Below are 16602 nucleotides of genomic sequence, written 5' to 3'. Positions count from 1 at the left end.
TCAGCGGCTGCGGTTCTTCATTGCCCGCTCCACCTCGCGCTTGCCTTCGCGGTCCTTGATGGTGTCGCGCTTGTCGTGCTCGGCCTTGCCCTTGGCCAGCGCAATCTCGCACTTCACGTAGCCGTTTTTCCAGTGCAGGTTCAGCGGCACCAGCGTGAAGCCTTTTTGCTCAACCTTGCCAATCAGGCGCTTGATGTCGTCCTTCTTGAGCAGCAGCTTCTTGGTGCGGGCCGACTCGGGGTTCACATGCGTCGACGCGGTCTTGAGCGGATGGATCAGGCAGCCCAGCAGGAACAGCTCGCCATCGCGGATGAGCACATAGCCGTCGGTCAGTTGCACTTTGCCCTCGCGCAGCGCCTTCACTTCCCAGCCGTGCAGCACCATGCCGGCCTCGTGGCGCTCTTCAAAGAAATAGTTGTAGGCCGCTTTCTTGTTGTCGGCAATGCGGGACGAGGGATCGGGTTTTTTGGCCATTGGGTATAGATGCGGCACCTTCAGGGAGTTAAAAGGCCTCCCTACAATGCTCGGGTGTCGCTGGCAGCGATTCTAATTTCCTCTGGCTCGGTGCCCCCGTGCGCCGCAGCCCCGCCTGCATGAAAACCGTTCACAAGTCCGTCCTCATCTGGTACCGCCCCGAAGAAATGTTTGCCCTGGTCACCGCCGTCGACCAGTATCCCCAGTTCCTGCCCTGGTGCGACCACGCATCCGTGCTGGAGCAGTCCGAGGACGGCATGACCGCCGAGGTCGGCATCGCGTTCGGCGGCATCCGCCAGACCTTTGTCACGCGCAACGAGCACGAGGCCGGCCGACGTGTGCAGATGCATCTGGTGAAGGGCCCGTTCTCGCGGCTGGACGGCGACTGGCGCTTCCATCCCGTGGGAGACGGCACGGAGCGCGCCTGCAAGGTCGAGCTGATGCTCAATTACGGCTTCAGCAGCACGGCCTTGGCCGCATTGGTGGGCCCGGTGTTTGACCGCATTGCGGGCAGCATGGTGGATGCCTTTGTGAAGCGGGCCGAGCAGGTGTATGGCTGAACCCCAGCAAGAGACCGGGGCTGCGGGGTCCGGCAGTGGCCAAGAGGCGCCCTTGCAGGTCACCGTGGTCGCCTGCGTGGCACCCCGCGAAGTGCGTGAATGGGCCTTGCAATTGCCGCCGGGCGCCTGCGTGGCCAATGCCCTTCGTGCGTGTGGCCTGGTGGCCCATGACCTGGCCGAACACGTCGGTGTGTGGGGCCGGCCCGTCGCTCTGGACTGCGTGCTCAAGCCACACGACCGTGTGGAGGTGTATCGCCCTCTGCTGGTCGACCCCAAGGTGGCGCGGCGAGAGCGTTTTGCGCGCCAGGGCGCGCGTTCTACCGGCTTGTTTGCCCGCCGCCGGCCCGGGGCCAAGTCCGGCTATTGACTGGCTGCGGCCCGGGGTGATGAGGCCGCAACGGCCCTGTCAATCCCCGGGTCTGCGTCCGGTTCAGCGCCCGGTTCAGCGCGCGCAGTCGGCCGCGATGATGCTGTCGATGCGTTTGACCTCGGCGGCGCGCCCGGCTTCATCCAGAAAAATGCGTTCGCCCTGGGCATTGGTCTGCGTCATGGGGCGGCCCGTGGCAAATGAGGCTTTGGCCGCGCGTGCCCGGGTGCAGTTTTCTGCCTTGGCCTTGGCGATCTTGTCTTCTTCGGCCTTCTTCTTGGCGGCCTCTGCGGCCTCGGCCTGGGCCTTCTTGGCTTCCAGTTCCTTGTCCTTGCCCGTGACTGCGGCACTGGCGGCCGCGCGGGGCGCGGCGGCCGCAGCGGGGGCAGACGCTGCCTTGGCCGCATCGGCCGGTGCGGCGGCAGTCGTCGCAGGGCGGGCTGCCAGTGGGCCGCCGGGCTGCTTCAGAATGTTTTTTTCGGGGATTTCCTGTGGAGGCGGGCGGTCGCTGAACACCTTGCGCCCGTCCTTGTCGATCCACTGCCACTGCGCCGCAGCGCCCATGGCCCAGGTGCAGGCCACAGCCAGCAGGAGAAGCTTGTGCGATTTCATGCCGGGAAGTTTATCCCTGCGGTCATCGGCCCGCCAGTGCGGCCCGACGGGTGGGCGTGTTTACGCCACATCCGGAGGGGCGCGCGCCTGAAACCGGCGCGCCCATGGCGCTGGTCGCCTTGGGCGCACAAGGCTGGTAGTTGCCGGGCGCGGGTACAATCCGTTTTTTGGAGCTTTCTCATGCGCCTTCTTGGAAAAGCGCTCACCTTCGACGATGTGTTGCTGGTGCCAGCGTACTCCCAGGTCCTGCCCAAGGACACGTCCCTCGCGACGAAACTCTCCCGCAACATCCAGCTGAATCTGCCGCTCGTGTCCGCCGCCATGGACACCGTGACGGAAGCGCGCCTGGCCATCGCCATCGCCCAGGAAGGCGGCATCGGCATCGTCCACAAGAACCTCACGGCGCAGGAGCAGGCCGCCCACGTGGCCAAGGTCAAGCGCTACGAGTCCGGCGTGCTGCGCGACCCGGTGGTTATCACCCCCGAGCACACGGTGCTGCAGGTGCTGCAGCTGTCCGAGCAACTGGGCATCTCGGGCTTCCCCGTGTGCGATGGCGGCAAGGTGGTCGGCATCGTCACGGGCCGCGACCTGCGGTTTGAAACGCGTTTCGACGTCAAGGTCCACCAGATCATGACCCCGCGTGAGAAGCTCATCACGGTCAACGAAAAGAACCACACCACCCCGGCCGAAGCCAAGGCGCTGCTGAACAAGCACAAGCTTGAGCGCATCCTGGTGGTGAATGATGCCTTTGAACTCAAGGGCCTGATCACGGTGAAGGACATCACCAAGCAGACCAGCTTCCCCAACGCCGCACGCGACGCCGCAGGCCGCCTGCGCGTGGGCGCTGCGGTGGGCGTGGGCGAAGGCACCGAAGAGCGTGTCGAAGCCCTGGTCAAGGCCGGTGTGGACGCCATCGTGGTCGACACCGCCCACGGCCACAGCAAGGGCGTGATCGACCGCGTGCGCTGGGTCAAGCAGAACTACCCGCAGATCGACGTCATCGGCGGCAACATCGCCACCGGTGCCGCAGCGCTGGCGCTGGTCGAGGCGGGGGCTGACGCGGTCAAGGTCGGCATCGGCCCTGGCTCCATCTGCACCACCCGCATCGTGGCCGGTGTGGGCGTGCCCCAGATCATGGCCATCGACAACGTGGCCACGGCGCTCAAGGGCACGGGCGTGCCGCTGATTGCCGACGGCGGCATCCGCTACAGCGGCGACATTTCCAAGGCACTAGCCGCAGGCGCCGGCACCGTGATGATGGGCGGCATGTTTGCAGGCACCGAAGAAGCGCCCGGCGAAGTCATCCTGTACCAGGGCCGCAGCTACAAGAGCTACCGCGGCATGGGCAGCATTGGCGCCATGCAGCAGGGCAGCGCCGACCGCTACTTCCAGGAATCGAGCACCGGCAACCCCAATGCCGACAAGCTGGTGCCCGAGGGCATCGAAGGCCGCGTGCCCTACAAGGGCTCCATGGTCAGCATCGTCTACCAGATGGCGGGCGGCGTGCGCGCCTCCATGGGCTATTGCGGCTGCGCCACCATCGAAGAGATGAACAACAAGGCCGAATTCGTCGAGATCACCACCGCCGGTATCCGCGAAAGCCATGTGCACGACGTGCAGATCACCAAGGAAGCGCCCAACTACCGCGCCGACTGATGGTTGGCCTCTCCGCCTGATGCTATTGTTTTGATAGCCCCTAGCGCTTATGGGATAAGCGCCAGGGAGCCTCTGCATGAATCGAGCGGCAAGCGTGCGCTGCGGATTGGGATGGGCTGCAAGGCGCAAAGCGCAGCAATAGCCGTAGCTATTGCGAGCATTTGCAACGCCGCAGACCGCCCGAGACCGCAGATGCACGCGGCGCGGTGATTCTTGCAGAGGCTCCCTAGGGGCTGATTTCATTAAAACCCACCATGCAACACCAGAAAATCCTCATCCTCGATTTCGGCTCGCAAGTCACGCAGCTCATTGCCCGCCGCGTGCGCGAGGCGCATGTGTACTGCGAGGTACACCCCTGTGATGTGAGCAGCGACTGGGTGCGCGAATACGCCAAGGACGGCACGCTCAAGGGCATCATCCTGTCGGGCAGCCACGCCAGCGTGTACGAGGTGGACGACAAGGCGCCCGAGGCGGTGTTTGAACTGGGCCTGCCCGTGCTGGGCATCTGCTACGGCATGCAGACCATGGCGCAGCAACTGGGTGGCAAGGTCGAGGGCTCCAACACCCGCGAGTTCGGCTATGCCGAGGTGCGCGCCCGGGGCCACACCGCGCTGCTCCAAGACATTGCCGACTTCACCACGCCCGAGGGCCACGGCATGCTCAAGGTGTGGATGAGCCACGGCGACAAGGTCACCGAGCTGCCTCCGGGTTTCAAGCTCATGGCCTCCACCCCCAGCTGCCCCATTGCCGGCATGGCCGACGAGGACCGCAAGTTCTACGCAGTGCAGTTCCACCCCGAAGTCACGCACACCGTGCAGGGCAGGGCGCTGCTGGATCGCTTCGTGCTGGGCATCTGCGGCACGCGCCCCGACTGGGTGATGAAGGACCACATCGCCGAAGCCGTGGAGCAGATCCGTGCCCAGGTGGGCGATGAAGAAGTCATCCTGGGCCTGTCAGGCGGCGTGGATTCGTCCGTGGCCGCTGCCCTCATCCACCGCGCCATCGGCGACCAGCTCACCTGCGTGTTCGTCGACCACGGCCTGCTGCGCCTGCACGAGGGCGACATGGTGATGGACATGTTTGCGGGCAAGCTGCACGCCAAGGTCATCCGCGTGGACGCGAGCGAGCTGTTCCTGGGCAAGCTGGCCGGGGTGAGCGAGCCCGAGCAAAAGCGCAAGATCATCGGCGGCCTGTTTGTGGACGTGTTCAAGGCCGAGGCTGCGAAGTTGAAGGCGGGCACAGCCGGCCACAAGGGTGCCACCTTCCTGGCCCAGGGCACGATCTACCCCGACGTCATCGAGAGCGGCGGCGCCAAGAGCAAGAAGGCCGTCACCATCAAGAGCCACCACAACGTGGGCGGCCTGCCCGAACAGCTGGGCCTCAAGCTGCTGGAGCCGCTGCGCGACCTTTTCAAGGACGAAGTGCGCGAACTCGGCGTGGCCCTGGGCCTGCCGCCCGAAATGGTCTACCGCCACCCCTTCCCCGGCCCCGGCCTGGGCGTGCGCATCCTGGGCGAGGTCAAAAAGGAATACGCCGACCTGCTGCGCCGCGCGGACGCGATCTTCATCGAAGAGCTGCGCAACTTCACCGACGAGGCCACCGGCAAGACCTGGTACGACCTCACCAGCCAGGCGTTCACCGTCTTCCTGCCCGTCAAGAGCGTGGGCGTGATGGGCGATGGCCGCACCTACGACTACGTGGTGGCCCTGCGCGCCGTGCAGACCAGCGACTTCATGACCGCCGACTGGGCCGAGCTGCCCTATGCGCTGCTCAAGAAGGTGTCCTCGCGGATCATCAATGAAGTTCGGGGGATCAACCGCGTCACCTACGACGTGAGCAGCAAGCCGCCCGCGACCATCGAGTGGGAATGACAAACCGCTGTGCGCCTTCAGGGCTGCGGCACGGGTGAATGGCCATGGCACGTGATTTCTGGGTGAACTCGGGCTTCAGCCTGCTGGAGCGCGACGCGCATGGCTGGCTGGTGCCCACGGATGCCTACCTCGCAGGCCTGCTGGCATGGCCGGAGCTGGCGCTCGCCCCCGAATCGTGCGCGGCCGAGAAGGCCTTGCATGGGGCGCTGCAGCAGGCGCCGCGCCGTGCCGTCTCCGACGCCGAGCTGGACGCCTTGGCGGATGCGGACATCCGCGAGAACTACCGGGTGTTCCTGCGTTTTCGCGACGGCGTGCTGGCCGCCGGCAGCCTCGAAGGCTATTACCTGCACATCATGCGCGGCGGCGCCGTGAACGTGCCCGGTGTCTTTGTGGATGCCGTGGTGCAGGCCATTCTGCGCAGCGTGCTGGAGCACTGTGACGATGCCTTCGAGGCCCGCGCCGCAGAGATGCTGTTCCGCCCGCAGCGCATCACGCAGCATGACGGCCAGATGCTGGCCGGCGACCGCGCCACGCTGGACATGCTGCAGGAAACCGCCGGCCTGGGCGAAGTGGGGCGCTTGCTGCGCGAAAGCGGTGCGCTGCAGCCCACGGCCGAGCTGCGGGTCTTGTCCCCGGCCAACGCCCCCGATTACTGGCAGGCGAGCGGGCGCCACCACTTCCTGCTCGATATGGCCCACGAGGTCAGCCAGGATCTGAGCCACGGCCTCACGCTCAAGCTCACGCGTGCGCGGTCCGGGCTCAAGGCACTGTCACGCGTGCTGGAACAATGGGTGGCCCACATGCTGGGCGTGCAGGTCGAGATCGAGCCCGTGCGGCAGATCACCGACAGCGCCTGGCGCTGGCACGTGGGGCTGGACGTGGCGTCCACGGCGATCCTGAACGATCTGTATGAGGACCGGGCTGTGGACGCAGACCGCATGGCGCGGCTCATCAGCCTGTTCACATTGCGCTTTGCCAACCCTGCAGAGATGCGCGCAGATGTGGCGGGCAAGCCGGTGTATCTGGGCCTTGCCACGGGCAGCGACGGCGTGGTGCGCATCAAGCCACAAAACCTGCTGCTGAACCTGCCGCTCGCAGCGGCCGCGTGACCCCGGCTTTTGCACCCGCGCCAAAGCGCGGTTTGCTACAAGTTCAATAGCGGTTACCGCTTGACTGTAGAGCGATGTAGGCGTTTTCTTTCTGAAAATGGCTTTCAGTAAGCGCTGGCCGCTACAAAAACAGAAGCAAACGGCTCTGTATCGGGCAACACATACGCCACGCCGGGCACCGTGCCCAGGTGGGGTGCTATCCATTGGTCGTAGAACGCTTGCGGCGCGTTGACGCAGCCGAAGCTGATGCGCTTGTCGCGCGTACCAGGGCTCGCGAGGCGCTCCAGGCGGCGTTCCGAGGGGTGCACGCTGCGCACGCGGTGCAGCGACACGGCGGACTCGTAGTCGATCCACACCACGTCCTCGCCCCGCAGATTGCGGCCGGGCTCGGTCACGAACCGGCCGGCCGGTGTGGTGCGCTCGTGCGGGCGGATGCGGGACAGCGGGCGCGTGCCGATGTCCGGCGCAGACCGGTCGCCCAGAGCTGCGCCCAGCAGCACCGGCGCGCTACCCAGCCATTGCGCGCGTGCCGTGAACACGTGGATGCGCGCGGCCGGTTTGTCGATGACGACAAACGGCATGCCCTGGGGGTCCGCCGTGTCGCTGGCCCACCGAACGATGCGCTGGGCCGACGGCGACAGGCCTGCCACCGGCCAGGGCTCGCCGCCGCCAGCCGCCGCATGGGAGGGTGAGGCCCGCACGGTGAGCAGGCCGCCGGCCGCACCGGCTGCGGCCGCAGCCAGCAAGCGGCGGCGTGTGGGCTGCGGCAAAAGGTCGGGCCGGTGGCGAGCGGGTTGCACGGTGCGCGTAGAGGTGCTGAATACCGGGCCATGGTAGCGGTTTGCCGTGGCGGCCATTGCCCACAATAATCCGCTCATCCGCGACCCGCGACTTTGGCGGAGCCCCTCGCTCCGAACCCTGCCATGTTTGATCGCCTCCGCAAAGCCCTGCTGCCCACCTCAGCACCTTCGGGTGGCAACCCTGGCGGCATGCCGTCTGCCGGCAAGCCGGCAAGCAACCAGGAGGTGGCGCGCTGGGCCGCTTCCCAGCGCCTGGCCATCGTGACGCAGGCGGCGGAAGGACATTTCGACCTGGGTGGCGAAGTCGGCGGACACCCGTGGCGGCTGGAGTGCGGCGCTTCGACCCGCGACTATGTGCGTGGCCTGGAGCTGCGCGGCCGCGCAGACATTGGTGCAGATCCTGAAGCCGCCGTGATGGTGCTCAACCGGCCGCTGCAGGAGGCGCTGGAGGGCAACGCCTACAGCGCCATCACGGACAACCTGCAGACCACGGTGAACGCCCGCATGCCCGAGGAAATGCGCTGGCTGGCGATGTTCGAGGAGGTGGCGTGGCCCGAGCTGCCCCGATCGTTCCGCAAGCACTTCGCGGTGGTGGCCGAGCACAGCGATACCGCGCAGCAGTGGATCCACGCGCCGGTGGTGTCGCAGCTGCTCAACGCCGTGGAGGCCGCCGCAGACAGCAGCAGCACTGCGGGGGGCGGCCCGGACAGCGCGCTGCGTGCGGAATCACCGCTGCTGCTGATGCTGGTGCGGGGCAAGGTCTACCTGCGCATGGAGCACACCCGGCGCAGCCTGCAGGAAATCGCCCATGCCACCCACCTGCTGCTGACCGCAGCGCAGAGTGCGATGCAGAACGTGGCGGCGCCTGCTGCCACGCCGCCCAGTGCAACCGCACCCCTGCCGCAGCAGCCCGCGTCGCCTACTCCGCCACTGGAGTAACGCGCGGACGCGGCCCGCTATCCGGGTGAGCCGGTATGGCGAGCCGGGCGCTGCGCAGATTGCAGCCGGCGCGCCGGCCGCCAATGCGCTGCCTCAGCCGCCGCGCGTGATGGGCACGCCCGCGTCGCGGCCGTAGCTGCCGTACTTGCCCAGTTCCCACTTGGCGATGGCGTTGCGGTGGACTTCGTCCGGGCCGTCGGCAAAGCGCAGCGTGCGCGCATGGGCGTATGCCGATGCCAGCGGGAAGTCGTCGCACATGCCGCCGCCGCCGTGCACCTGCATGGCCCAGTCGATCACCTGGCAGGCCATGCTGGGCGCCACCACCTTGATCATGGCGATCTCGGTCTTGGCCACCTTGTTGCCGGCCACGTCCATCAGCCACGCGGCCTTCAGGGTCAGCAGGCGGGCCATGTCGATCTTGCAGCGGGCTTCGGCAATGCGCTCTTGCGTCACGGTCTGCTGCGCCACGGTCTTGCCGAAGGCCACGCGCGACGAGGCACGCTTGCACATCAGCTCCAGCGCGCGCTCGGCCAGGCCGATCAGGCGCATGCAGTGGTGGATGCGCCCGGGGCCGAGGCGCCCCTGGGCAATCTCGAAGCCACGGCCTTCGCCCAGCAGGATGTTGGACGCGGGCACGCGCACGTTGTCGAAGGTCATCTCCACGTGGCCGTGGGGCGCATCGTCATAGCCCATCACGTTCAGCGGGCGGATGACGTTGATACCGGGGGTGTCGGCGGGCACCAGCACCATGCTTTGCTGCGAGTGCTTGGGTGCTTCCGGGTCGGACTTGCCCATGGTGATGTACACGGCGCAGCGCGGGTCGGCCGCGCCGGAGATCCACCACTTGCGGCCGTTGATCACATATTCGTCGCCCTGGCGCTCGATGCGCGTGGCGATGTTGGTGGCGTCGCTCGATGCCACGTCGGGCTCGGTCATCGCAAAGGCCGAGCGGATCTTGCCCTCCAGCAGGGGCTTGAGCCAGCGGGCCTTGTTGTCCTCGCTGCCATAGCGCGCGATGGTTTCCATGTTGCCCGTGTCGGGCGCCGAGCAGTTGAACACCTCGCTGGACCATGGCACGCGGCCCATGATTTCGGCCAGCGGCGCGTATTCCTGGTTGGTGAGGCCCGCGCCGTCATAGCCCGAGGCGGCTGCGCTGTCCACGGGCAGGAACAGGTTCCACAGCCCTGCGGCCTGTGCCTTGGGCTTGAGGTTCTCGATGGTGTTCAGCGCGCTCCAGCGCTTGCCCGCAGCGGTGTTGGCGGCCAGTTCATCCTTGTAAGAGACCTCGTTGGGGTAGATGTGGTCATCCATGAACTGCAGCAGCTTGGCCTGCAGTTCCTTGGTTTTGGGCGAGTAGTCAAAGTCCATGGGTCTCTTCTCCGTTGGTAATCGTGGGGATGCCTACCCGCGCTGCGCAAACGACCAGGCGAGCTCGGCCATGGGCCGGGCCGTATCGCCCGAGGCCTTGGCCTGGGCGCTGGAGGCCGTGCCCGCCTCCACCCGCTTGGCGATGCCCTGCAGGATGGCCGCGATGCGGAACATGTTGTAGGCAAGGTAAAAGTTCCAGTCGGCGCGCAGCGCCTCTGGGGTGGCAATGCCTGTGCGTTCGCAGTACAGGCGGATGTAGCTGTCCTCGCTGGGGATGCCCAGCGCCGCCAGGTCCTGCCCTGCAATGCCGCGGCCCATCGAGGCCGGGATGTGCCAGCTCATGCAGTGGTAGCTGAAGTCGGCCAGCGGGTGGCCCAGGGTGGACAGCTCCCAATCGAGCACGGCGATCACGCGGGGCTCGGTGGGGTGGAACATGAGGTTGTCGAGGCGATAGTCGCCATGCACGATGGAGACCTGGCTTTCGTCGCGCGCACTGGCCGGCATGTGCGCGGGCAGCCATTCCATGAGCTTGTCCATCTCGGGGATGGGCTGCGTGATGGAGGCGACATACTGCTTGCTCCAGCGGCCGATCTGGCGCTCGAAGTAGTTGCCGCTCTTGCCGTAGTTTGCGAGACCCCGGTCTGCAAACTTGACGGTGTGCAGGGCGGAGATCACGCGGTTCATCTCGTTGTAGATCGCTGCGCGCTCGGGTGGCGTCATGCCGGGCAGTGACTGGTCCCACAGCACGCGGCCCTGCATGCACTCCATCACGTAGAAGGCGCGGCCGATCACCGATTCATCTTCGCACAGCACGAACATGCGCGGCACCGGCACGTCGGTGCCATGCAGGCCGCTCATCACCGCAAACTCGCGCTCGATGGCATGGGCCGAAGGCAGCAGCTTGGCCACGGGGCCGGGCTTGGCGCGCATCACGTAGCTGGCGCCGGGTGTGATCAGCTTGTAGGTAGGGTTGGACTGCCCACCCTTGAACATCTCCACCGTGATGGGCCCGGCAAAGCCCGGCATGTGCTGAGTCAGCCAGGCGGTCAGCTTCTCGGTGTCGAAGGCATGCTGGTCGGAGACGGGACGGGTGCCGACAAAGTGGTCGAAATTGCTCATGGATGGGGCGATGGAGAGTGTTCTGGTGCTTCAGTTGTCGGTTTCAGCAATCCGCATGAGGGCGTCGCGGTCGCGCACCACCAGACCACCCGGCTCGATGCGGATCGCATCCTCGCGCTCCATGGCCTTGAGCTCCTGGTTCACGCGCTGGCGCGATGCGCCCAGCAGCTGTGCCAGCTCTTCCTGCGCCAGCTGCAGGCCAATGCGCATCTCGCGGCCATCGGACAGGCTGGGAATGCCATAGCTGCGCACCAGGTGCACCAACTGCTTGGCCAGGCGCGCGCGCAAGGGCAGGGTGTTGAGGTCTTCCACCAGGCCGTAGAGCTGGCGGATGCGCCGCGCGTGCAGTCGCAGCATGGCTTCGTAGAACTCGGTGTGCGCGGCAAGAATCTTCTTGAAGTCGGCCTTGGCCACGCACAGGATCGTGGTGTCGCCATGCGCATACGCGTCGTGCGTGCGCCGGTCCCCGTCGAAGATCGCCACGTCGCCGAACCAGATGCCCGGCTCCACATAGGTCAGGGTGATCTGCTTGCCCGAGATGGAGGTGGAGCTCACACGCACCGCGCCCCGGGCGCACGCAATCCACTCCTCGGGCGGATCGCCGCGTGCGGCAATCAGGCCGCCGTCCTTGTAGCGTTTGACGTATGCGCATCGGAGGATGTCGTGGCGTAGCGAAGGCGAAAGGGATGAAAACCAGCGACCGGAGTTGATCGCTTCACGTTCTTCGATAGTAAGAATCGGGTCGTCCATGGTCTGTCTTTTGGGTGACTGGTAACCGGTCCATTGTCGCGTCAGGGACCAGCGTGCTGCGTCAGGGTTGTCACCTGCGCGGCAGCCCTTGCGCCGTGCGTGGGGCGCAAAAAAAAGAGCCCCTGGGCGCGCAGGGCGCGGCCAGGGGCTGGGTGAGGATGCCGTGGGCCCTATTCGTAGCGGGCTGCGCGCTTTTCTAGAAATGCTGTGATGCCCTCGCCCCCGTTGGCGTGGTGCAGGTTCTTCACGAAATGGTCGCGCTCGTGGCCCAGGTGCTGCGCCAGGCTGGCCTGGGGCGCTTCGTTGAGCAGCTCCTTGATGCTGGCCAGTGCGTTGGGTGCCTTGGTGTTGAGCTGCTCGGCCAGTGCCAGGGCGGCGTCGAGTGCACCCCCTGCCTCGGCCACGCGGTTGACCAGGCCCACCGCGTGCAGGCGCTCCGCGCCGATGCGGTCGCCGCCCATGAGGATCTCGGCGGCCATCTGGCGGGGCAGGGCCTGCGAGAGGCTCCAGCTCGCGCCGCCGTCCGGCGACAGCGCCACGTTGCTGTAAGCCATCACGAACACCGCGTTGCGCGCCGCCACGATGAAATCGCAGGCCAGGGCCAGCGAGAAGCCTGCTCCTGCCGCCGCACCTTCCACCGCCGCAATGACGGGCTTGGGATAGGTGCGGATGGTCTCGATCCAGTTGTGCAGTCCTTCGATGCTCTGGGCCTGCACTTCTGGAGGCTGCTGGCGGTTGGCCAGCAGCCGCTGCAGGTTGCCGCCCGAGCAGAACATGCCGTCCGAGCCGGTGATGACCACGCTCCTGATGTCGGCGCTGCTCTCGGCCACGCTCAACGCCTCCACGCCCGCGGCATACATCGACGGGTCGATGGCATTGCGCCGTTCGGGGTTGCTCAGGGTCAGGACCAGGGTCTGGCCCTGGCTGGTGCTTCTCAGTTCTGCGGGCATGTGCGGCCTTGGGTGCGGGCGGTCAGTTTTCTTCTACATGCGTCAGGCTCAGCCCGATGGCGCCGCGCCGGCGCAGCCAGGGGCTGGGGCGATAGCGGGTGTCGCCATACACGGTCTGCATGTTGAAAAGCACTTCGAGGATGTTGGTCGGGCCCCAGCGGTCGCCCATGGCCAGCGGGCCCAGCGGGTAGCCCAGGCCCAGGGTCACGGCGGTCTCCAGGTCCTTGGGCGAGCAGATGCCTTGCTGGCAGATGTCGGCCGCGATGTTGACGATGGTGGCCACCACCCGCTGGGTGACGAAGCCGCCGCTGTCGCGGATCACGCTGACGGCCTTTCCGTCGCGCGCAAACAGCGCGTGCGCCGCGTTGCGGATGTCCACCCGTGTGGCCGGGTTGGTGGCCAGCACGCGGCGCTTGGTGGCGGCGTCCTCGATCAGCATGTCGATGCCGATGGTGCGCGCCGGGTCCAGCCGCTCCACCACTGCGACGGTGGTCACATCAAACCCGAGTGGCGCTACCAGCGTGATGGCGTGGGGCGAAGGGGACTGGCCGGTCTCGATGGTCGCGCCCAGGTCCTTGAGCAACTGGTAGAGCTCTGCGCGGCGCGATGCACGGGGCGACACCCACACCGGCGGCATCTCGTCGACCACGGGCACGGGCGGTTCGGCGGGCACCTGCGCGGCGCCATCGGCATAGCGGTAGAAGCCTTCGCCCACCTTGCGGCCCACCACGCCGCCTGCCAGGCGCTGCGCGGTGATCACGCTGGGGCGGTAGCGCGGCTCGTCGTAGTACTGGCGGTAGATGGACTCCATCACCGGATGCGACACATCGAGCGCCGTGAGGTCCATCAGCTCGAACGGCCCGAGCTTGAAGCCCACCTGGTCGCGCAGGATGCGGTCGATGGTGGCAAAGTCGGCCACGCCCTCGCTCACGATGCGCAGGGCCTCCGTGCCGTAGCCGCGACCCGCGTGGTTCACGATGAAGCCCGGCGTGTCCTGCGCCTGCACGGGCGTGTGGCCCATCTGCCGGGCATACGCGGCCAGGTCTGCGCACAGGGCGGGGTCGGTCTTGAGGCCCGCAATCACCTCCACCACCTTCATCAGCGGCACCGGGTTGAAGAAGTGGAACCCGGCCAGCCGCTCGGGATGCTTGAGCGCTGCCCCAATGGACGTGACCGAAAGCGATGAAGTGTTGGTGGCCAGCACCGCATTTGTGCGGACCACCGACTCCAGCTGCGTGAACAATCCTTGCTTGGCATCCAGCCGCTCGACGATGGCTTCAACGACCAGGTCGCAATCGGCCAGCTCGTCCAGCGACTGCACGGTGTGCAGCTGCGCTCCCCATGCGCTGGCCTGTGCTTCATCGATGCGGCCCTTGGCCACCAGCTTGCCCCATTGCTCGCCGAGCGCGGCCTTGGCGGCATCTGCGGCGCCGGGGTTGGCATCCATCAGAAAAACCCGGCTGCCGGCCTGGGTGGCGATTTGTGCAATGCCCCGGCCCATGGCGCCGGTGCCGACGACGGCGATGTTGGGATACTGAATTTTCATAGCGCCATTATGGCTCTGGCCTTGGGCAGGAGTTATGTGCAAGAATCCTTGCAACCCAAATCCATACTTATTGTGAATATCAGAAACACCATTATTGGGGCCGGTCTGTGGGTGGTTGCCACTGGCGCTTCGGCCCTGACGCTGGGCGCCAGCCGGGGCGCGGTGGTGTTGGGTGGTCCGGTGGACCTGACCTTCGAGGTGCAGCCGGACCCAGGCTCCGACGTGGCCTCATCGTGCGTGGACGCTGCGCTGCGTGCCGGCGACACCCCCATCGGCACCGCCAAGGTGCGCATCACACCCGTGGCCCAGGCCGGGCGCCCGCCCGCAGTGCGTGTGCAGGCCGCCGTGGCTGTCGATGAACCCATCCTGACCGTCACGCTGACGGCGGGCTGCGCGGGCAAAGTCTCGCGCACCTACACCTTTCTTGCAGATTTTCCGGTGGCCGTGCCACGCACAGCAGCCCCGGTGGACTTGGCGCGGCTCGCACAGGCCGCACAGGCCGCGCAGGGAGGCGCAGCCGGGGCCTCTGCGGCGTCTGCTGCCACCGTGGGGCCCGCAGCGTCTGCACCATCACCCTCCGCGCTGGCCGACGGGGGCACGGCGGCCAGCGCGCGCTCGCGCCAGCGGCAGCCGACAGCCGATGCAGCGGCGCCGCCTCGCAGCCGTGCGCGGCCCGCGACGCGTGCACCCGAGGCAGCAGCGGCGCGCCCGGCCGCACGCCCGTCGGCTGCGGCCGCACCGCAGGCCGGCGCGCGCCCGCGGCTGGTTTTGGAGCCGCTCGATGTCTGGCTCGACAGCCCGGTGGCACTGCGGCCGTCCATGGAGCTTCTGATCACGCCGTCGCAAGAGCCCACCGCGCAGCGCGCCGAGGCCGCTGCCCAGTGGAGGGCGCTGAACGCGCAGCCGCAGGACCTGCAGGACCCTGAACGTCTCAAGGCCCTGGAGGCCGAAGCGGCTGCACTGCGCAGCCAGGCCAGCCGCGACCGCGATGCTGCGGCGCAGCTGCAGCAGCAACTCGCGCAGGCCGAGGAAGAGCGCTTCCCTGCCTGGGTGGTGTACGCGCTGGCGGCAGTGCTGCTGCTGGTGCTGCTGGTGGTGGCACGCCTGTGGACACGCCTGCGCACCGCGTCGGACCGGGCCGTGGCGGCCTGGCGTGATTCCGTCGCGCTGGGCAGCCGCGAGGTGCAGGCAGCCCACGATGCGGCGATGGGCCTTTCGCCCCATCCCGGCGATGCTTGGGATTCCGCCGACGGCGTGGTGGAACTCTCGGAAGAAAAGACTGGTGCAGGTCGCGCGCCGGCCTACGAGCCCTTTGTTTCCACCTCGCCCACCGCCAGCGGCAGCGCGCCGCTGGGTGCTGCGCAAGGGGCCGAGGCGGCGCCGCATCTGGCGCCACATCTGGCGGTGCCGTCCGGGTCTGCCCCATTGGCCGACGAGCCCTGGATGGACGCTCAGGGGCCTGTCGTGGCGGCACCCGCCCCGGCGGCGGCGCGCGGCGCCAGCGGCACGCAGATCGTCAACCCCGAAGCGCTGTTTGACGTGCAGCAGCAGGCAGAGTTTTTCGTGTCGGTCGGCGAGCACCAGCAGGCCATCGACGTGCTGCGCACGCACATTGCCGAGCACCGCGAGTCATCGCCCCTGGCCTACCTGGAGCTTCTGCGTCTGTACCACACGCTCAGCCGGGTGGACGAGTTCTCGCAGCTGCGCGAGCAGTTCATGGCGTCCTTCAATGCCCAGGTGCCCGAGTTCACGGGCTTCCACCGCACGGGCCGCATGCTGTACCACTACACCGATGCGCTGGCGGAGATCGAAGCCGAATGGACCTCGCCTGCGGTGCTCATGCTGCTGGAGAAATTCCTGTTCCGCAGCATTGGCGGCGACGCGGTGGAGCCCTTTGACCTGGCGGCCTACGACGACCTGCTGCTGCTGCTGTCGATTGCACAGACCACGCCCGCCAGCGCTCGGGGCGAGCCCCCGCCTCGCAAGCGCACGACGCCGCTTGCGCCCCCGCGCGCAGACATTCTGGTGGCCGAAGCCCCCCCGGGCCACCGGCGCAAGGACGACAGGCCGCCAGAGTCCATGGCTGCGGGCCTGGATTTTGACTTTGACCTGGTGCCTGCCGACGTGGCGCGGCAGCAGGCCGAAGCGGCGCAGGCCACCACCGCGCCCGCTCCGCTGGACCCGGACTCGCGCAGCGTGCCGCTGGATCTGGACCTGTCCGAGCCCCCGGAGATCAGCTTCACCGAATTGCCCCCGGTGCCGGTCACGGCCGCGCCCCCAGCGGGCCAGGCTGTCGGCTTCGGCATGGACAACGACCTGATGGAGCTGCGGCTGGAGCTGGAGAACCAGCAGCAACAACAGCAGCGCAAGAAGCCTTCTTAGAACCTGTTCAAGATCTTTTCGGGGATCGCATTGGAGTGCGATCGGTATGAGTGGATGCGCCGGGCGCCTGCATGGGCTCGTGCCCGGGCAAGGGGGCGG

General features: G+C 67.2%; 15 protein-coding genes. 7 read left to right on the top strand and 8 right to left on the bottom strand.

What is annotated here, in order from left to right; all coding sequences use genetic code 11:
* The gene (smpB, locus tag ACOQFS_RS21115; protein ID WP_421564773.1) at positions 1 to 474 is read right to left on the bottom strand and encodes an SsrA-binding protein SmpB; all 474 of its coding nucleotides are present in this window, start codon (positions 472 to 474) and stop codon (positions 1 to 3) included.
* Positions 475 to 593: 119 nt separating this feature from the next.
* On the opposite strand from smpB, the gene ACOQFS_RS21110 reads away from it, so the two are divergent.
* A complete protein-coding gene (locus ACOQFS_RS21110; protein WP_421564772.1) occupies positions 594 to 1034 on the top strand; it encodes a type II toxin-antitoxin system RatA family toxin in 441 nt (146 codons plus the stop codon).
* A complete protein-coding gene (locus ACOQFS_RS21105) occupies positions 1027 to 1401 on the top strand; it encodes an RnfH family protein (protein WP_421564771.1) in 375 nt (124 codons plus the stop codon). The genes ACOQFS_RS21110 and ACOQFS_RS21105 overlap by 8 nt, the downstream gene beginning before the upstream one ends.
* A 75-nt stretch (positions 1402 to 1476) precedes the next feature.
* On the opposite strand, the gene ACOQFS_RS21100 is transcribed toward ACOQFS_RS21105, so the two are convergent.
* Positions 1477 to 2013 (bottom strand): DUF4124 domain-containing protein, encoded by a 537-nt coding sequence (locus tag ACOQFS_RS21100; RefSeq protein WP_421564770.1) that lies wholly within the window; start codon positions 2011 to 2013, stop codon positions 1477 to 1479.
* 180 nt (positions 2014 to 2193) lie between these two features.
* On the opposite strand from ACOQFS_RS21100, the gene guaB reads away from it, so the two are divergent.
* The 3 genes from guaB to ACOQFS_RS21085 all read left to right on the top strand — a co-directional run bounded on the left by guaB (position 2194) and on the right by ACOQFS_RS21085 (position 6649).
* On the top strand, positions 2194 to 3669 hold the full coding sequence (gene guaB, locus ACOQFS_RS21095; protein ID WP_421564769.1) for an IMP dehydrogenase: 1476 nt from the start codon (positions 2194 to 2196) through the stop codon (positions 3667 to 3669).
* A 254-nt stretch (positions 3670 to 3923) separates the two neighbouring features.
* Positions 3924 to 5540 (top strand): glutamine-hydrolyzing GMP synthase, encoded by a 1617-nt coding sequence (guaA, locus tag ACOQFS_RS21090; protein WP_421564768.1) that lies wholly within the window; start codon positions 3924 to 3926, stop codon positions 5538 to 5540.
* A gap of 38 nt (positions 5541 to 5578) precedes the next feature.
* Positions 5579 to 6649, top strand: a complete 1071-nt coding sequence (locus ACOQFS_RS21085) for a DUF6352 family protein (protein ID WP_421564767.1) — start codon at positions 5579 to 5581, stop codon at positions 6647 to 6649.
* A 104-nt stretch (positions 6650 to 6753) separates the two neighbouring features.
* Here the strand turns inward: ACOQFS_RS21085 and ACOQFS_RS21080 are convergent, their stop codons facing one another.
* Entirely contained in the window at positions 6754 to 7506 is a 753-nt protein-coding gene (locus ACOQFS_RS21080) for a hypothetical protein (protein WP_421564766.1), read from the bottom strand.
* Positions 7507 to 7572: 66 nt separating this feature from the next.
* Here ACOQFS_RS21080 and ACOQFS_RS21075 point away from each other — a divergent pair, with 66 nt between their 5' ends.
* Complete coding sequence (locus tag ACOQFS_RS21075) at positions 7573 to 8388, top strand: hypothetical protein (protein WP_421564765.1); 816 nt, start codon at positions 7573 to 7575, stop codon at positions 8386 to 8388.
* 93 nt (positions 8389 to 8481) lie between these two features.
* On the opposite strand, the gene ACOQFS_RS21070 is transcribed toward ACOQFS_RS21075, so the two are convergent.
* From ACOQFS_RS21070 to ACOQFS_RS21050, 5 genes are all read right to left on the bottom strand, one after another.
* A complete protein-coding gene (locus ACOQFS_RS21070; protein WP_421564764.1) occupies positions 8482 to 9756 on the bottom strand; it encodes an acyl-CoA dehydrogenase family protein in 1275 nt (424 codons plus the stop codon).
* Positions 9757 to 9789: 33 nt separating this feature from the next.
* Positions 9790 to 10875 carry a phosphotransferase gene (locus ACOQFS_RS21065; protein ID WP_421564763.1) on the bottom strand — a complete coding sequence of 362 codons (1086 nt, stop codon included), beginning with the start codon at positions 10873 to 10875 and terminating at the stop codon, positions 9790 to 9792.
* A 30-nt stretch (positions 10876 to 10905) separates the two neighbouring features.
* A complete protein-coding gene (locus ACOQFS_RS21060) occupies positions 10906 to 11625 on the bottom strand; it encodes a Crp/Fnr family transcriptional regulator (RefSeq protein ID WP_421564762.1) in 720 nt (239 codons plus the stop codon).
* Positions 11626 to 11795: 170 nt separating this feature from the next.
* On the bottom strand, positions 11796 to 12575 hold the full coding sequence (locus ACOQFS_RS21055; protein ID WP_421564761.1) for an oxepin-CoA hydrolase, alternative type: 780 nt from the start codon (positions 12573 to 12575) through the stop codon (positions 11796 to 11798).
* 22 nt (positions 12576 to 12597) lie between these two features.
* Positions 12598 to 14121 (bottom strand): 3-hydroxyacyl-CoA dehydrogenase, encoded by a 1524-nt coding sequence (locus ACOQFS_RS21050; RefSeq protein WP_421564760.1) that lies wholly within the window; start codon positions 14119 to 14121, stop codon positions 12598 to 12600.
* Positions 14122 to 14193: 72 nt separating this feature from the next.
* Between ACOQFS_RS21050 and ACOQFS_RS21045 the strand changes: the two genes are divergently transcribed.
* A complete protein-coding gene (locus ACOQFS_RS21045) occupies positions 14194 to 16503 on the top strand; it encodes a hypothetical protein (protein ID WP_421564759.1) in 2310 nt (769 codons plus the stop codon).
* The last annotated feature ends 99 nt before the right edge of the window (positions 16504 to 16602 follow it).

The sequence above is a fragment of the Paracidovorax sp. MALMAid1276 genome, assembly GCF_049198005.1.
Lineage (GTDB): Bacteria > Pseudomonadota > Gammaproteobacteria > Burkholderiales > Burkholderiaceae_C > Acidovorax.
The sequence above is the reverse complement of the archived record's forward strand: the minus strand, read 5'-3'. Positions and strand labels throughout refer to the sequence as shown.

Coding starts and splice junctions, on each gene's coding strand:
- ACOQFS_RS21050 (WP_421564760.1), bottom strand. CDS start 14,121: ATGAAAATTCAGTATCCCAACATCGCCGTCGTCGGCACCGGCGCCATG.
- ACOQFS_RS21105 (WP_421564771.1), top strand. CDS start 1,027: ATGGCTGAACCCCAGCAAGAGACCGGGGCTGCGGGGTCCGGCAGTGGC.
- guaB (WP_421564769.1), top strand. CDS start 2,194: ATGCGCCTTCTTGGAAAAGCGCTCACCTTCGACGATGTGTTGCTGGTG.
- ACOQFS_RS21080 (WP_421564766.1), bottom strand. CDS start 7,506: ATGGCCGCCACGGCAAACCGCTACCATGGCCCGGTATTCAGCACCTCT.
- ACOQFS_RS21055 (WP_421564761.1), bottom strand. CDS start 12,575: ATGCCCGCAGAACTGAGAAGCACCAGCCAGGGCCAGACCCTGGTCCTG.
- ACOQFS_RS21085 (WP_421564767.1), top strand. CDS start 5,579: ATGGCCATGGCACGTGATTTCTGGGTGAACTCGGGCTTCAGCCTGCTG.
- ACOQFS_RS21070 (WP_421564764.1), bottom strand. CDS start 9,756: ATGGACTTTGACTACTCGCCCAAAACCAAGGAACTGCAGGCCAAGCTG.
- guaA (WP_421564768.1), top strand. CDS start 3,924: ATGCAACACCAGAAAATCCTCATCCTCGATTTCGGCTCGCAAGTCACG.
- ACOQFS_RS21075 (WP_421564765.1), top strand. CDS start 7,573: ATGTTTGATCGCCTCCGCAAAGCCCTGCTGCCCACCTCAGCACCTTCG.
- ACOQFS_RS21100 (WP_421564770.1), bottom strand. CDS start 2,013: ATGAAATCGCACAAGCTTCTCCTGCTGGCTGTGGCCTGCACCTGGGCC.
- ACOQFS_RS21065 (WP_421564763.1), bottom strand. CDS start 10,875: ATGAGCAATTTCGACCACTTTGTCGGCACCCGTCCCGTCTCCGACCAG.
- ACOQFS_RS21110 (WP_421564772.1), top strand. CDS start 594: ATGAAAACCGTTCACAAGTCCGTCCTCATCTGGTACCGCCCCGAAGAA.
- ACOQFS_RS21060 (WP_421564762.1), bottom strand. CDS start 11,625: ATGGACGACCCGATTCTTACTATCGAAGAACGTGAAGCGATCAACTCC.
- smpB (WP_421564773.1), bottom strand. CDS start 474: ATGGCCAAAAAACCCGATCCCTCGTCCCGCATTGCCGACAACAAGAAA.